We start from the raw sequence: 15,935 nt of genomic DNA on the forward strand, positions 1-15,935 counted from the left end.
CTATTGAAGAAGTATATGGCATTGCCGATATGATTATTAAAGTAAAAGAGCCAATTGAGCCAGAGTACAGCTTGATTAAGGAAGGCCAGTTGCTGTTTACCTATTTCCACTTTGCCTCTTATGAGCCCCTTACCCATGCCATGCTGGAGCGAAAAGCGGTGTGCCTGGCTTACGAAACTGTTACCAAAGCCGACAGAAGCCTGCCTCTGCTGGTGCCTATGTCGGAAGTTGCAGGCAGAATGGCGATTCAGGAAGGTGCTAAATACCTTGAGAAGCCCCTGAAAGGCCGTGGCATTTTGCTTGGTGGCGTGCCTGGTGTGCGCCCTGCCAAAGTGATGATACTGGGTGGTGGTGTAGTAGGAACAAACGCAGCCAAAATAGCGGCTGGTATGGGAGCCGATGTTACCATTATGGATACCAACCTGCAACGCCTCCGCTACCTCGACGATGTGATGCCAGCCAATGTAGACACCTTCATGTCGAACAAATACAACATACGCGAGTTACTGCCAACGCATGATCTTATTATTGGAGCGGTTTTGATACCGGGAGCCAAAGCCCCTCACCTGATTACGCGCGACATGCTGAAACTGATGCGCCCAGGCACTGTGGTGGTAGACGTAGCCGTAGACCAGGGTGGTTGTATCGAAACCTGCAAACCGACCACACACGAGGACCCAACCTATATTATTGACGATGTAGTGCATTACTGTGTCGCCAACATGCCAGGAGCAGTACCTTACACCTCTACCCTCGCCCTTACAAATGCTACCCTGCCTTATGCCATAGAATTAGCCAACAAAGGCTGGAAAAAGGCTTGCACAGACAACCTGGAACTAAAAACCGGCCTGAATGTAGTAGACGGTAAAATAGTATTTAAAGGAGTAGCCGAAGCGTTTGACCTGGAGTATGTTCCGGTAGAGACGGTGCTGTAGGTGCTTTTTAGATTACGTTGATCAGGCGGCTTGTTACTTCGGTGGCAAGTCGCTTTTTTAATCTTTGATGAGTGGTTGAGTAAATCCATACAGCGGGTTTAGGCCCAGCCGTAATTGGTGGTCTTTCATGATGGCGGGTTTTCAACTCGCCTAGACCAATACTCCAAATTCAAAATTAGAAGTGTCAGGAAACCTGCTTTCATAGGTAGCGATAGAAGCATTTTTCATCTGTTTGTAATTAGTTGTAACAACTTTACCTGGTTAGTTAAGAGTTGATTTTTGATGCACTCATCCTCTCACTCAAAATTTCAACCAATTAATCATTCAGCAATTCAACAATTAGCAATTATTCTAATGAAAATGGCCTTCCAAAAGCTTTTGGCTGTTTTTTTGCCAAGGGGTGAGCTAGTCCGGTATGTCTTCTGAGTAATTATTTATAGTTCCTCCTTCCTATATGCCGGAATCTCCTGCAACGGCAAAAAGCTTCGGGCTTCAAAATCTACTTGCCAGCAGTAATGTTGTAAACCATTGGTAATAACAAGGAGCCGTGCCTGCACCACCTGGTTGTAGGTCGAGACCTGCTTTACAACTTGCTGCGTAATAGGAACATGCGCTGCCTTACACTCTACCAGCAGTTCTGGCTTGCCGCTGTGGTTAAAAATACAGATATCGGTGCGTTTGTGAAGCTGGTTATAGGTGGTACCACGCTCCACGCTCACCAGGCCCTTCGGGTAATGAAGCTCCAGGAGCAGGTAATGTATAAAATGCTGCCGTACCCACTCCTCCGGCGTCAGGAGCACGTATTTGCGCCGGAGTTCGTCAAAAATCAGAGAATTAGCGCCAGATTGTTTAATTTTGCAGGCAAACGGTGGCAAATTCAATCGTTCCATTATGCAAGTTAGTTTTTTTTACCCGCTGCCCTAGTACCGGGCACTTCATTATAAATTAGAACAATATGAAAACCAAAGAAGAGATCGTAAGCGATTGGTTACCCCGCTATACAGGCGTGCCCCTAGATGAATTTGGCGAATACATTCTGCTGACAAACTTCAGTAACTATGTCAGGATGTTTGCGGACAGGTTTAATGTGGAGGTGCGCGGCCTCGATAAACCTATGCAAACAGCAACGGCCAATAACATCACGATCATTAACTTCGGCATGGGCAGCCCAATGGCCGCAACCGTAATGGACCTGCTGTCTGCCATTGCGCCTAAAGCAGCTCTCTTTCTCGGGAAATGTGGTGGCCTAAAAAAGAAGACCCAGATCGGCGACCTTATTCTACCTATTGCTGCCATTCGTGGCGATGGTACTTCCGACGATTACATGCCATCCGAAATTCCGGCTTTGCCGTCGTTCAGACTGCAGCGTGCTGTTTCTTCTATGATTAAGAAGCACGAAATGGATTACTGGACCGGCACCGTATACACCACCAACCGCCGCGTGTGGGAGCATGACGAAGCCTTTAAAGAGTACCTCAAGCAAATTAGAGCCATGGGTGTTGATATGGAAACAGCTACCATTTTCACGGTAGGCTTCATCAATAAAATTCCGCATGGTGCCCTCCTGCTTATTTCGGATATGCCCATGACACCAGAAGGTGTAAAAACATCGGCCAGCGACCTGGCGGTAACCGCCAATTATGTAGAGAAGCATCTCACCATTGGCATCGACTCGCTAACAGAGCTCATTAACTCAGGAGAATCTGTGAAACACATGCGCTTTGAATAAGTTGATGAAGAACATAATACGTACTCTTTTAGCCGCTGCCCTGTGCAGCGGTTTCCTTTTTAGCTCCTGCACCAGGAAGCACGCAGCTGATCTTATAGTTTACAATGGCAACATTTACACGGTAAACGAGCAGTTCGGAAAAGCAGAAGCTTTTGCAGTTAAAGACGGTAAAATTGTGGCCGTGGGCACAACAGCAGACATCCGGAATAAGTACCAGGCTTCTGAAGAACTGGATGCTGAAGGCGAGTCGGTTTACCCTGGATTTATAGATGCGCATTCACATTTTTACCGCTATGGGCTTTCGTTGCAGTCGGCCGATCTGGTTGGCACTACCTCCTTTAGAGAAGTGGTGCAGCAGGTGGTAGCCCATCGGCAGCGATTTTCTGAAGCCGACTGGGTTACCGGCCAGGGCTGGGACCAGAACGATTGGGCTGTAAAAGAGTTTCCTACGAAAGACACTTTAGACCTACTTTTTCCGGATACGCCCCTGATTTTGACGCGCATAGACGGGCACGCGGCCTTAGCGAACCAGAAGGCAATGGACCTAGCGGGCATTAAACCAGGCGATAAATTAGTAGGAGGCTTAATAGAAGTAAAAAACGGCCGGCTTACCGGCATCCTGATCGACAATGCAGTAACCCTTGTAACGAACAAAATACCAGCGCCAGACAAGGAAGAGCAACGACAGGCACTGCTTCAGGCCCAGAAGAATTGCTTTGCCGTTGGGCTTACCTCGCTCGCAGATGCCGGCCTTGACAAAGAGACCGTGGATCTGATAGATGCCATGCACCAGCAGGAGGAGCTCCAGATAAGAATTTATGCCATGCTGAATCCTTCGAAAGAGAACCAGGATCATTATTTCAAAAATGGAATTTATAAAACCGACAAACTGAACGTCAGGTCATTTAAAATTTATTCTGATGGTGCCTTGGGCTCAAGGGGGGCCAGTTTATTGCATCCTTATCACGATCGGCCGGGGCACTATGGGTTTCTGCTGTCGTCGGAGCAGGAGTTTAGAGATATGGCAGCATTGCTGTACCGGCACGGTTTCCAGATGAACACGCATGCTATTGGCGACTCGGCAAACCGTTTGCTACTCGATATTTACGGTAGCCTGCTGGGAGGCAAAAACGACAAGCGCTGGCGCATAGAACATGCCCAGGTAGTTAGCCCGGCAGACCTCGCCAAGTTCGGTTCCTTTAGCATAGTACCTTCGGTGCAACCTACTCATGCCACCTCCGATATGTATTGGGCCGGAGAGAGACTTGGCCCGGAGCGCCTACAGCATGCATACTCTTATAAAGAGCTGCTGCAGCAAAATGGCTACCTGGCCTTAGGCAGCGATTTCCCGGTAGAAGACATTAACCCGGTTTTTGGTTTCCATGCTGCTGTAGCCCGACAGGATGCCAAACAATTTCCTGCAGGCGGTTTCCAGATGAACAATGCCCTTACGCGAGAGGAAGCACTTCGCGGCATGACCTTGTGGGCAGCCAAGGCGAATTTCGAGGAAAAGGAAAAAGGCAGTATAGAACCCGGTAAATTTGCAGACTTTGTTATAACTGATAGGGACTTGATGACCGTTGAACCTGCCCAAATGCGAGACTTAAAAGTGACGGTCACTTACGTAAATGGGAAACGTGTGTACCAGGCTCAGGAGTAGTGCCTGGTACAAAGCAGCTGGTTTTTTACAGCTTCACAATGCCCTGAATAGGATTCCGCTATCTGTCAACTAGAAAAAATTGCAAGACCATTATATAGTGTCGTACAACTTCGGCCTATTAACTTATCTTACCATACCCTTGGCAGTATTTATGGAGTTTTTCTTTTGGAGGCCCTTTTCATTTAAATAATTGAAGTCTATACAGCCAGCTATTATAGACTTCGGCCTAACTTATCGGAATCGGGACTTGTACCTCCATCTGTTACAGGACACAAGATTTTACTATACTCCTGTTTAAATAGACAATGTAAATAACTTTTCCCGAAAGTCGTCATCGTTTGTAAGTGCTGACTTTCTGCAACGTACAAAACTGAAATTATTTAAATGAAAAGGGTCTCCAAAAGGCTTTTTGCAGATTTTTGGTCAAGGGTTAACAGCTATTGTGCTGCTGCGGCTTTAGGTGGGGCGGGTGCGGCTACTCTTTTTCCTTTTACAAAAAACAGGAAGAAAAGCCCTATCAAAAAGAAGATACCTAAGGCGAGTACGCTGTTTCGCATGGAACCTGTTACCTGTGCAATTACCCCATAGGCCAGTGTTCCTAACACAATCGATATTTTTTCGGTAACATCGAAAAAGCTGAAAAAGGAAGCATGATCTGTGGTTGTTGCCGGAATAAACTTGGTATAGGTGGAGCGGGAAAGGGACTGAATACCACCCATAACAGAGCCTACCACTGCTGCCAGCACATAAAACTCGGTTGCTCCCTGAATAAAATAGGCTCCTACACAAATGCCTATCCAAATAACTACCGCTATTATTAGTGCACGTATATTACCAAACTTTCCTGATAAAAAAGCAAAGCCATAAGCTCCTGCAATAGCTACTAACTGAATGATCAGGATGGTTAGGATGAGGGCATCGTCGGGCAGATGCAATATTTCGATACCGAATATAGTGGCGACATACATGACCGTTTGTACCCCCATGTTATAGAAAAAGTAAGCCAGCAGAAAACGCTTTAGCATGGGCAGTTGCCTAACTTGTTGCAGCACCTTTTGCAGCTCCTTAAACCCGTTTAAAATCCAACTCCCCTGTGGCTTTCGCTGGTACACATTGCCGGGTAAATGGTAAAACGTATACTGGGCAAACCCAAACCACCAGAGGCCGGTAGTGAGGAAGGCGATGCGCGGTGGCAGGCTGGTGTTTTCAGGTGAAATGGAGAAAAGCCCGGGCTGCAGAATCATGGCCAGGTTAAAGATGAGCAGGAGTACACTGCCAATGTAGCCCATGGCAAAGCCGCGTGCGCTTAATTTATCGTACTGGTCTTCGGTGGCAATTTCGGGGAGGTAGGCATTATAGAACACAATACTGCCGCTAAACCCGATAGAGGCCAACACAAAAAGTATGACTGAGATGGTAAAGGTTTCTTTCGTGAAAAAGAAAAGTGCTGCACATGAGAGAGAGCCCAGGTAGCAGAACAGCTGCATAAACAGTTTTTTCCGGCCGCTATAGTCAGCTATGGCCGTCAGGAAAGGACTCAGCAGCGCAATAATCAGAAAGGCAGCCGACACAGCATACGAAAAAAGTACTGAACTCTGCACGCTAAACCCAAAGAAAGACACGATAGAAGTCCCATCCGGATTTTTGGCCACGGCGCTGTAATAAATCGGGAATATAGTGGATGTTATAACAAGCGAATAAACAGAGTTTGCCCAATCGTAAAAGCACCAGGCCCTTGTTATGGTTTTATCGTTCTTTTGCATGCGGGAATTTACTAAAATCAGGATTCAGTTAGAGAGACAGGATCTTGAGAGTTTAAGTGCCACTGCTGTAATTTTAATAGAAGAAGCTCCCATAATTGCTCATAAGGCACAATTTCAGCTTCTGAAAAAGTTTGGGGCTGTTTAACCGCATTTTTCAGCTTTTGAAACAGATATCTGCTTTTAACCTTACATTCAGTATAGCTAAAATTCTCGCGCAGAACTAGTAAAAGTAATTTCATGAAGATCCTTGGCCGCTCTGCTTCAATTGCAATTAAATGCTTTCCACTATACTTTCTTATCCTGTCAATATGTGACGCGGTGGCTATTGGTCCTTCCTGCTCTACTATTTTAAAAAATTCAAGAACAATAAGAGCTACATTAAAACCAACTTTATCTATACTTGACAACTTAAAGGAATCTACTTTACCTTCCTGAATTGGCAAAAGATCAGCATCGTAAACAGGGGCAACCAGATTATAGAATTTAATATTAAGTGCCCAGCGCTCTTTCATCATCTGGCTTAAGATTTCTGTTGCTTCAGACTCAAGAAACATTTGTATTAGTTTACCTGCCAATTTATAAGATCGACTGTGCATGGCTAGCAGAAAGTAATTTTCTAGGTACGATGCCCAGGACGTTGAGCCGTAAATAAAAGAAGTCTCTATTGTCTTGGCAAACGCCAAACCCTCCTGATACTTCTGAAGTTGGTGCAGTGCGTATAGTTTAACAAACTTATAATACCGCAGATCGACATTTAACTCCGAAACCTGCTTGTTTTTAACCATCATTTCCACTTCATCGGCATTACTTATAACCTCTGCAAAGTTCCCTGCGGTTTCGTGGTAGAAATTAAAGATATATTGCCAGTATCTAAAAATTTTAGCCGATCCTGTCTCTTTCCATTTTTGGTGCATCTGCTGCATCATTTCTGGCAGTTCTCTAATAATTTCAGCACGAGAAAAACCAGAATTTAATAATAAGAGTTTCGTTCTCTGAAAAGTTAAGTCTATTTCAAACTCTACATCAGAGACTAATTTATAGTGCTTTATTTTTTGCTCATATTGCTTAAAAAGCAATTCATCTCTCATAAGTCCTGCTGTGTTATAAGCATATTCATAACTTCTGAGTATCAATGCTGTATTGTCTAATTTCACAGCAAGGCCTATAGCCTGCTGCACAAACTTATGAGCAAGTTGGTGTTCTGCTAAACGTATGAGTGTTAAAACCCTATTTAATTTTAGATAACATTGCTGTTCGGCATGTGCATAAGGCAATAACTCCTTATCGTTTAAGTCTACATTATCTAAATTATTGAAAAGCTTTTTTATCAGCCTCGATTTTAACATTTTGTAACCTTTGGCATTTGCCTCATTACCATATAATGCTTGTATTGCTTCAAAATCAGTTTTTACATGACCATCTTTAACTAGTAAGTATAGTTTAGCTTCCAAGCTATTGTCCGCATAATTACACTTGTTGTATGTTGCTTTTTTTGCCCTTTTTTCTAATATTTTTATCAATCTGATTAACTCAACCATGTCAACAGTCGCTTTGGAACTTACTGTATCCGTTTATTTTTTAAAATTTCGATTACATGTTCCCATAAATGCTCATATGGTATAATCTCAATTTCAGCATAAGCGTCTCCAGGAGGTGATGTTTCTAACAGTTTCTGATAATACTTTTCTCCTTTGTATAAACATTCTTCTGCATCAAAATTTTCTACTACCGTTAGAATAAGCAATTTTAAAAAAGTTTTGCTTCTACTGCTGAACGAATCTTTTAAATGAGCCAAAATATATTTTTTGAGACTTTCAATCCGGTACATTAAAGCCTCACTATCTCCTTTTTGTAAAAAATACATGAACTGAAGTATTATAATAGCAACATTAAATCCTTGTTTATCTTTACTATACTCTGGTACAGTAGAAGCGAAAGATTGAAAATTAAAGGCACTATAATTAATTGAATTATGATTTAGAAATGTAAGATATGATTTATATAATGCCCATCGCTCCCGAGCATTTTTTGTAATCTTTTGAACCGCACGGTTTTGATGTACTTCTATAATAATTTGTTGAGCGAGTTCATACTTTCTTGCGTGCGCAGCTAGCAACAGGTAGTTTTCCATAAAAGAAAACCAGTTAGGAAAATTAGGATCAAAACTTTCTTTGTATTCTATAGCATAGCTTAAACCTGTATCATAAATTTTAGCTCTTAAATGGGCATAAACCAGGATAAATTTTTGGAACTGAGGTTCATTTCTATATTCATTTATAAGTCCTTCTTGTAACCAAACCTCCACTTGCTTTGTAAATTCGATAATCTTCTCAAAATCACCAATTAATTCATTGTACCAAATAGTGATTCTATAGTAGTATTCAAAAGTTTCGAATGTCCTTGCATGTGCCCATAACTCTTCAAGTCGTCTAAGGAGAGTAGGTATTTGGGGCAGAAAGTTTTTTCGAGTATTAACTGATTTATTTATATTTAACTTAAATTTTTGATATAAACTTTTAGCTTCCGTTTCATAAGATAGTTTATTATTATAAAAGTCAAATTCTTCTTTTATCTTCAAATAATTTGTTAAATTACCCTCTTCTACTTCAATTGCTAGTTTAGAATCTAGAACAGAAACTGTTAATTTTGTGAAGTCATATTTTTTTGAGATCGCACTAGCTTTGTTCAGTAGCTTATTTGATATATCGTATTCAGTTTGTCGAATTAACACTCCAGCCTGATAAATGTATTGCAAACACTCTTGCTCATAAATAATATAGCTTCTAAGTTTAGTTTTAGAGAAGTCAAATAGAAAAAGAATTTTAAATAACTTTTTTTTCAACCTATGTTTTAGCATTTTATATCTTACATCGTTTGTATCGGATGTAGAATATAAATCAAATACCGCTTCAGAATCAGAAGTATATTTACCTGAACGTACTCCAACAATAAGTTGACTTTCTTTGCTGTGCTCATTTTGGTGATCATGAAGATTAAATGAACCTTGTTCACAGTAAGAAGCAATATCAAGTAGTTTTCTAAGCTCCTGCATTATTTAAATAAAGTTTCATTCGATTAAATATTAAAATTATATTTTTTCTGCAATAATACCATGTTACTTTATTGTAATGTTATTCTTTTTTTATGAACTCTCATAAAACTAACTTTGAAAATAATATTTCACCTCTCTAAGTTACTTTTTAATGTTATTAAACAAAAATATGTTTTGATTATTTAACTTTATAAATGTCGTCATAATATCTTTCATATATAATACAAAATTAACCTATGTTACTTTTTATAGCAAACTTTCCTTTATAACAGCATATTTAGCCGTAAATTTGTTACAACAATCAACTACTAAAAAAGCCAAATAAAATGGAAATCATCGTTTACTTATTACTGCAATTAGGCATCCTGTTTGGTAACCCAACATCACAAAATCCAGCTTCCCCTGTTAAGAGTAATCAGATTCAGAAAACTGAGGTTAATATGATGTCAGTTCCTACTACCAACCGCGATGGTGGATCAGGCACATGGGGAGATAACGGATAATACATATTAACATACCTATTAAGTAGCTTTTTCTCTATATTGCCTTTCGTTTATAAACAAGTAAAGGCAACTAATGAAAAAAACAGCTACTCTGGTTTGTTTTCTTTTTCTTTTACTAAGCTTCTGTAGTCAGCCGCAAAGGCAGCCAGATGAGGTAAGGGTGCGCCTGTTTAATGATCCGGAAAACTTAAATCCGATTAATTACCAGAATAGCAGTGCTCTTCAAATCATCAATCTGCTTTTTCAGAGCCTTCTGACAGTGGACTTAGAAGACAATGGGCTAAAACCATTATTAGCCGAAGAATTACCGGTAATTGAACAGGGTGACACTACTACACTGTTCAATTACAAAATAAGGGAAGAAGCAGAATGGGCAGATGGCAGTCCGGTAACAGCAACTGATGTTGCTTTTACATTGAAAGTCATGATGGCTCCCTTAGTGAATAATGAACAAATAAAATCGCAAATAGAGTTTGTCCGGGACTTTATTCACGATAAAACAGATCCAAAAAGATTTACGCTAGTTTGTAGGAGCTTCTCTCCTGAAATGGAGCTCCTGACAGGCGATTTCTTTATCCTGCCAGAGTACCTCTTCGATCCTGACCGGCTATTGAAACATTTTTCGATACAGGAACTTGTAGAGGCTGCGCCAGAACTTGAAAACAACAAAAACTTAATAGCATTTGCCGGGCAGTTCAACAACGTAAAGTTTGCCCGCGACAAAGATGTATTGAAAGGCAGCGCCGGGTATGAACTCGAGAACTGGACAACCGGGCAGTATGTTGTTTTAAAGCGTAAAGAGAACTGGTGGGGAGCGCATGCAGCTGCTGCCACAACCTATCTGACAGCTTTTCCGGAGCAGATTAATTTCCAGATAATACCAGACAATACTACAGCCTTGCTTGCCCTAAAAAACAAGCAATTGGATGTATTGAGCAATATACCTGCCGCTGATTTTGACTTACTGAAAAAAGACGCTGCTTTTACGCAAGATTATGCCCTTGCAGCACCTGATAGTTATGAGTTTAACTATGTAGCACTAAACACACGCCACCCTAAACTTAACAACAGATACACCAGGCTGGCGCTGGCTCATTTGCTGGATGTTGAAAGTTTGATAAAAGTTACCCTCACCAATTATGGCACCCGCACCGTTGGGCCTGTACCTCCTGCAGCAGAGCCGTTTTACAACGCAGGCCTTACCCCCTACCCGTACAGCCAGGCTAAAGCCGAAAATCTTTTAAAAGAAGGAGGCTGGAGGCATGAAGACAATGGCTGGTATAAAACAGTTGAAGGGAAAAAAGAAAGACTTACACTGGAAGTCAATTACAGGGCAGGAAATACAGTTTTCGAAAATTCATCGCTTATTTTTCAGCAACATGCTGCCAAACTAGACATACCGGTTGTTGTGCAAGCCTTAGAAAGTAGTCTTTCTAAGCAAAAGTCGCAAAATCATGAGTTCGAAATGACTTTTCGCTCCCTCAGCGGAAACCCTTTCATCTTTAACTTCAAGCCTTTTTTCCATACGAGCTTTTCAGCTCAGGGAGGCAGCAATATTACAGGCTTTGGCACCCCCGAAACCGATGCTCTGCTCGATGCTATTAACGCAGCCCAAACTGAAAGAGAAAAGGCTCGTTTGCTAAAAGAACTACAACGCATCCTCCACGAAGAAGCAGCCATTATTCCGCTTTATTACCTGAAAGAGCGCATTGCTGTTCATAAACGTTTTGCCAATACCAAAATTTCAGGGCTTAAACCTAACTACGATGTGAGCGCATTTACTCTAAAAGATTAAATTGCGTTATGGTAGCGTTATTGTTCAAGCGTCTGTTTCATGGGTTAGTTGCACTTTGGCTTATCGCAACGCTGGTTTTTCTGCTGAGCAGGTTGTTGCCGGGTAGTTCTGGGTCAGAGAATATTCTGTTGGCCAACGATACGTTTTATACCGGGAGTTCCAGCAGCAGCAGGGAACTTGCGTACCGAGCCTATCTGCGCAGAACAGGCCTCGACAAGCCAACTTTTTACTTCACTATTGGCACAAGTGTGGAACCAGACACGCTGCATACTATCTATCCTGAAGCTGACAGACTTTTACTACAGAAACTAGCCTGGCAATTCGGAAGCTGGCCAGATGTTGTTAAATTCTTTACAGCCTACAAAGCGCTACATCAGAACCTGACACAACTTCAGGAACCCAAACTGCTGGCCCACTTACAGTCACTGCACCGCTCTGTAGACCCGGATGTACTACTGCCAGCTTCGCAAAGACTTCGGAAAATCCTGAACGGGCAGCACGGGAGTGTAGAGTTGGAGCAGGCCACAAGAAAGCTCATAACCAAGCAGCAACCTTACAATGCATTACTCCCGCAGATCAGGTGGCATGGCAGTCAAAACCAATACCACCAATGGCTAACAGAAGCTGTACAAGGTAATCTGGGAAATTCGTACCGCGATAGTGGAGCTGTTACAGGCCATATTGGGCAGGCCATAAGTACCACCTGGTGGATTCTACTACTAAGCATGACCCTTACAACCCTGCTTGCCGTGGAACTCAGCATTTTATTTGTTAGAAAACGCGGCGCAAAATGGCGCAGAGCTATATTACCATTTCTTTTTTTTACTGATAGAATACCGCTGTTCATATTGGCATTGCTCCTGCTGATTCTTTTTGCAAGTCCTGATTTTCTGCAATTATTCCCGGTGTATGGTATGGGTACCTACATCCCGACTGGGCAAACCTGGCTGCAGAACGCTCTCAATATGCTCCCTTTTATGGTATTACCAATTATTTGCCTGGTATTGGTAAATCTACCCTACGTCACGAATCAATTTTACAGTTCGCTGGCCGATGTTTCGGAGGCAGATTATATAAGAACTGCGAAAGCAAAAGGTTTGTCAGAAGGTAAAATTATAAGGCAGCATATGCTCCGAAACGCGCTCTTTCCTATTATTACACTCCTCTCCGATTTTTTACCCACACTTGTTGCAGGCGTTGTCGTTATCGAAACCATATTCGCAATTCCGGGTGTTGGCAGACTGCTGATAGAGTCGGTGCTGGCTCGCGATTACCCTGTTTTGGTTGGTGTTGTGCTGGTGGTGGCTCTGTTTAAAGTAATGTCTCATTTTATTTCGGACCTTTTGTATGGGCTGGCTGACCCTCGAATTCGCCAGATAACCTGATGCAGGCGTTATACAACGACATAAAACAGTTGTGGAGGCAGAAAATTGCTTTTAGAGTAGCCTTATGTTACCTGGCAGGTTTCACCTTACTGGCTGTACTGTTACCCTGGCTTCCTTTGCGCTACATGCCAAACGATATTAACCTCGACAAGGTGTACGCAGCGCCTTGTATGGGTGGCAGCAACTCGAATTGGTTCGGTACCGATGCACTCGGCCGCGATGTCTTTGCTAATACCCTATTTGGAGCGCGCACGGCTATTTTAATCAGTTTTCCAGTGGCCAGCTTCACTGCCCTGCTTGGTTTAGTGCTAGGTACCACGGCAGGTTTTTTTGGCGATAGTGGTTTTAAAACGAAGCGAGTTCATGTAATCGTATCAGTTATTGCTGCCGTCTTCTTAGTTTATTTAGGACTTTATGTACCAATTAAGGCAAGAGTCCTCCTTCCCTCCAACACCAGCCTTATCTATTACAGTGTAGCTTCTCTTATACTTGTATTTGTGGTACTATGGGGTTTGGCCAGATTACTTTGGGTCAGGTTTGCTTGGTTTCATAAACCAATTGCCTTGCCAGTCGATCAAATCATATTACGCATAATCGAAACATTAACCAGCGTGCCAAGGCTCATTTTTATTTTGGTGCTGGCTTCCTTTTTACCTCCTACCGTGCCGATGCTGGCTATCCTTCTGGCCTTAACCTACTGGACAGGAATTGCACGCCTGGCACGCGCAGAAATGCTAAAAATCAAAAACCTCCCCTACTTTGAATCTGCCCGAAGCATAGGAGTAACTCAAAGTGCCATGGTTTTCAGGCACGCACTACCAAACATGCTGGGCCCTCTCCTTATTTCTTTTACTTTTGCCTTGGCAAGCCTGCTAACATTTGAGTCTACACTTTCTTTCCTAGGTATTGGAATACCAAATACTCTTCCTAGCTGGGGCAGAACCATTGCAGGCATCAGGCATAATGCAGCAGCATGGTGGTTATTGGCGTTTCCCGGTACTTTCTTGTTAGCTACTGTTATGGCGCTTCAGGTTACGAATTATTATATTTTGGCCATAATTCAGGCTAGAAAAAAGTAATTAATGTTACTTTTATATATTTATTTTTTACAATATTCATAATAAATAAATAAAATATCTATCATTTTGTTAATTATTTATAGTATTAGTGCAATTGTTAAAACTATAATCTAATTTCTGACCTTGCCTCTTCTCCTAGTATTAGTGTTACTTTTACACTAATTTATTCCTCGTTTAGGATTCTTATATGCAGTATACTTGTGTTATAGAAGTACCTAACCACACCCCTATGAATCAGAACTTACTCTTAAGAAATGCGCACGGGCACGAGAGCCTGAATTGCCATTCCAGCCACTCAACCAGGCATTGGAACTTAGAAAACGAGACAATAGGCCATACTACCATTGATGGTGTTGTAGTAACTTATATGGCTTGCGAGCAGGCGGTCACTAACGGTTCTGGAATTTTCGTTGGAGAATATTTTGTTGGGATAACAGATACGTCCTGTTCATTAAATCATATGCCGATGCTTCTTTATTAAGCAGGCTTAATCCTGCTCGTAACCCGGGTAGTAAAGCAACACCTTTAGATTGTTGGTGTTTTTAGGATAGTTTATAATACCCTGTAGAAAAACTACAGGGTATTATTTTTTTAGATAATCTGAAATGAGTAATTAAATCAAGTTGCCTCAATTACCCTTGAAGCTAAAATGCAAAAAAGCCTTCTGGAGGCTTTTTTCATTTAAATAATTTCTACAGTCTTATCAGGAACACAGCTATGGAACGGTGCCCCCATAGAGTCAGGCTGCAAATGAGGCACCTGTTGAGCCAAAGCTTTTCAAGCACGACATGGCAACCTGCTAATGGTTTTTAATTGGTTCAAGAATTTTAAACAGAAAGCATTTCCACTGCTTTAATAAGATCCTGGCTTATTTCTTTCTTTTTCGTAATGGTTTCCTCGAAAGGCGTGTACACCAGGCTCGAGTTAATAGTGCCTGCCATCACGTTTTTTTGACCATCTATCAAACCTTTCACACAGGCAATGCCCAGCCTGCTGGCCAGCATCCGGTCGAATACTGTGGGAGGACCACCGCGCTGTACGTGACCCAGTATCGTTACCCGCGCATCCATATCAGGGAGTACTTCCATTACCTTTGTGGCAACTTTCATGGCTCCGCCTTCTATCTCACCTTCTGCAATAATTATAATAGAAGAAGTTTTAGAACGTCCCCAACCTGCTCTAATCGTATCTATGATGCTTTCTACCGTGGTTACGGCTTCCGGAATCATGGCTATTTCGGCACCACCGCCTATGGCGCAGGGTATGGCAATATAACCTGAGTCGCGACCCATTACCTCTACAAAGAACACCCGCTCATGGCTGTCGGCAGTGTCTCTGATTTTATCAATAGCTTCCAGAGCAGTGTTAACTGCAGTGTCGTAACCAATGGTGTAATCGGTGCCGTAAAGGTCGTTATCTATGGTTCCGGGGGCTCCTACAGTCGGTATACCAAACTCTTCGTAGAACAACTTAGCTCCTGTAAAGGTACCGTTCCCTCCAATGGCAACAAGTCCTTCAATACCAAACTGCTGCAGCTGGTCGTAAGCTCGCTGTCGCCCTTCTTTGGTCATGAACTCTTTGCTTCTGGCAGATTTTAAAATAGTACCGCCTTTCTGAATAATGTTGCTGACCGAAGATGAGTCCATTTTAAAGATCTCCCCGTTAATCATACCGTTGTAGCCGCGCTTGATGCCGTAAACCTCCAGGCCGTAATAAACAGCAGCCCGAACAGCAGCCCTAACGCAGGCATTCATACCAGGGGCATCTCCGCCAGATGTATATACTCCTATTCTTTTCATATTTAAAAATATTTTAACACGGCCAGTTACTGTTTAAGCTTGCCTGAATTTTAATAGTTTACCTGGGAATATTGGCAAATTATAAACACGTAAAATTCAAGCAAGCTTCAGTAAAAGCCTTGTTAGTAGGCATTAATTTTAAGGCTGCATTAGCCAATGCGCACGATCAGGTCGGCGGCACGCTGCGAGTAACCGGCCTCGTTGTCGTACCAGCCCACTACCTTCACCAGCGTAC

12 protein-coding genes are annotated in these 15,935 nt (G+C 42.4%); 7 read left to right on the top strand and 5 right to left on the bottom strand.

The genetic code is table 11. The annotated features are described in order from the left end of the window. A partial coding sequence (gene ald, locus FVR03_RS21415) for an alanine dehydrogenase (protein ID WP_147923821.1) occupies nt 1-935 on the top strand: 935 nt, incomplete at its 5' end. A 434-nt stretch (nt 936-1,369) separates the two neighbouring features. Here the strand turns inward: ald and FVR03_RS21420 are convergent. Further along, a complete protein-coding gene (locus FVR03_RS21420) occupies nt 1,370-1,825 on the bottom strand; it encodes a type I restriction enzyme HsdR N-terminal domain-containing protein (protein WP_147923822.1) in 456 nt (151 codons plus the stop codon). A gap of 65 nt (nt 1,826-1,890) precedes the next feature. Here FVR03_RS21420 and FVR03_RS21425 point away from each other — a divergent pair, with 65 nt between their 5' ends. Continuing rightward, entirely contained in the window at nt 1,891-2,664 is a 774-nt protein-coding gene (locus tag FVR03_RS21425; RefSeq protein ID WP_147923823.1) for an AMP nucleosidase, read from the top strand. A 4-nt stretch (nt 2,665-2,668) separates the two neighbouring features. Next, complete coding sequence (locus FVR03_RS21430) at nt 2,669-4,324, top strand: amidohydrolase (protein ID WP_147923824.1); 1,656 nt, start codon at nt 2,669-2,671, stop codon at nt 4,322-4,324. A gap of 437 nt (nt 4,325-4,761) precedes the next feature. Here FVR03_RS21430 and FVR03_RS21435 read toward each other — a convergent pair whose 3' ends face one another. The 3 genes from FVR03_RS21435 to FVR03_RS21445 are packed head-to-tail and all read right to left on the bottom strand — an operon-like array spanning nt 4,762 to nt 9,139. Next, complete coding sequence (locus FVR03_RS21435; protein ID WP_147923825.1) at nt 4,762-6,087, bottom strand: MFS transporter; 1,326 nt, start codon at nt 6,085-6,087, stop codon at nt 4,762-4,764. A gap of 17 nt (nt 6,088-6,104) precedes the next feature. Further along, a complete protein-coding gene (locus FVR03_RS21440) occupies nt 6,105-7,625 on the bottom strand; it encodes a hypothetical protein (RefSeq protein ID WP_147923826.1) in 1,521 nt (506 codons plus the stop codon). Between the two features lie 20 nt (nt 7,626-7,645). Continuing rightward, nucleotides 7,646-9,139 carry a hypothetical protein gene (locus FVR03_RS21445; RefSeq protein ID WP_147923827.1) on the bottom strand — a complete coding sequence of 498 codons (1,494 nt, stop codon included), beginning with the start codon at nt 9,137-9,139 and terminating at the stop codon, nt 7,646-7,648. Nucleotides 9,140-9,465: 326 nt separating this feature from the next. On the opposite strand from FVR03_RS21445, the gene FVR03_RS24585 reads away from it, so the two are divergent. The 4 genes from FVR03_RS24585 (at nt 9,466) to FVR03_RS21460 (ending at nt 13,901) form a co-directional block, all read left to right on the top strand. Continuing rightward, complete coding sequence (locus FVR03_RS24585; protein ID WP_187270252.1) at nt 9,466-9,642, top strand: hypothetical protein; 177 nt, start codon at nt 9,466-9,468, stop codon at nt 9,640-9,642. A gap of 259 nt (nt 9,643-9,901) precedes the next feature. Then, nucleotides 9,902-11,437: an ABC transporter substrate-binding protein gene (locus FVR03_RS21450; RefSeq protein WP_255474350.1), complete on the top strand. Its 1,536-nt coding sequence runs from the start codon at nt 9,902-9,904 to the stop codon at nt 11,435-11,437. An 8-nt stretch (nt 11,438-11,445) separates the two neighbouring features. Next, nucleotides 11,446-12,822, top strand: a complete 1,377-nt coding sequence (locus FVR03_RS21455) for an ABC transporter permease (protein WP_147923828.1) — start codon at nt 11,446-11,448, stop codon at nt 12,820-12,822. Nucleotides 12,823-12,947: 125 nt separating this feature from the next. Continuing rightward, nucleotides 12,948-13,901 (top strand): ABC transporter permease, encoded by a 954-nt coding sequence (locus FVR03_RS21460; protein WP_255474351.1) that lies wholly within the window; start codon nt 12,948-12,950, stop codon nt 13,899-13,901. A gap of 827 nt (nt 13,902-14,728) precedes the next feature. Here the strand turns inward: FVR03_RS21460 and pfkA are convergent. Further along, nucleotides 14,729-15,700: a 6-phosphofructokinase gene (pfkA, locus tag FVR03_RS21465; protein WP_147923830.1), complete on the bottom strand. Its 972-nt coding sequence runs from the start codon at nt 15,698-15,700 to the stop codon at nt 14,729-14,731. Nucleotides 15,701-15,935: the final 235 nt, after the last annotated feature.

Source organism: Pontibacter qinzhouensis (genome assembly GCF_008017455.1).
GTDB lineage: Bacteria > Bacteroidota > Bacteroidia > Cytophagales > Hymenobacteraceae > Pontibacter > Pontibacter qinzhouensis.

Excerpts from the sequence above, each read along its gene's own strand:
- FVR03_RS21435 (WP_147923825.1), bottom strand. The coding sequence starts at position 6,087 with ATGCAAAAGAACGATAAAACCATAACAAGGGCCTGGTGCTTTTACGAT.
- FVR03_RS21420 (WP_147923822.1), bottom strand. The coding sequence starts at position 1,825 with ATGGAACGATTGAATTTGCCACCGTTTGCCTGCAAAATTAAACAATCT.
- FVR03_RS21460 (WP_255474351.1), top strand. The coding sequence starts at position 12,948 with ATGCCAAACGATATTAACCTCGACAAGGTGTACGCAGCGCCTTGTATG.
- FVR03_RS21430 (WP_147923824.1), top strand. The coding sequence starts at position 2,669 with ATGAAGAACATAATACGTACTCTTTTAGCCGCTGCCCTGTGCAGCGGT.
- FVR03_RS24585 (WP_187270252.1), top strand. The coding sequence starts at position 9,466 with ATGGAAATCATCGTTTACTTATTACTGCAATTAGGCATCCTGTTTGGT.
- FVR03_RS21445 (WP_147923827.1), bottom strand. The coding sequence starts at position 9,139 with ATGCAGGAGCTTAGAAAACTACTTGATATTGCTTCTTACTGTGAACAA.
- FVR03_RS21440 (WP_147923826.1), bottom strand. The coding sequence starts at position 7,625 with ATGGTTGAGTTAATCAGATTGATAAAAATATTAGAAAAAAGGGCAAAA.
- FVR03_RS21425 (WP_147923823.1), top strand. The coding sequence starts at position 1,891 with ATGAAAACCAAAGAAGAGATCGTAAGCGATTGGTTACCCCGCTATACA.
- FVR03_RS21455 (WP_147923828.1), top strand. The coding sequence starts at position 11,446 with ATGGTAGCGTTATTGTTCAAGCGTCTGTTTCATGGGTTAGTTGCACTT.
- pfkA (WP_147923830.1), bottom strand. The coding sequence starts at position 15,700 with ATGAAAAGAATAGGAGTATATACATCTGGCGGAGATGCCCCTGGTATG.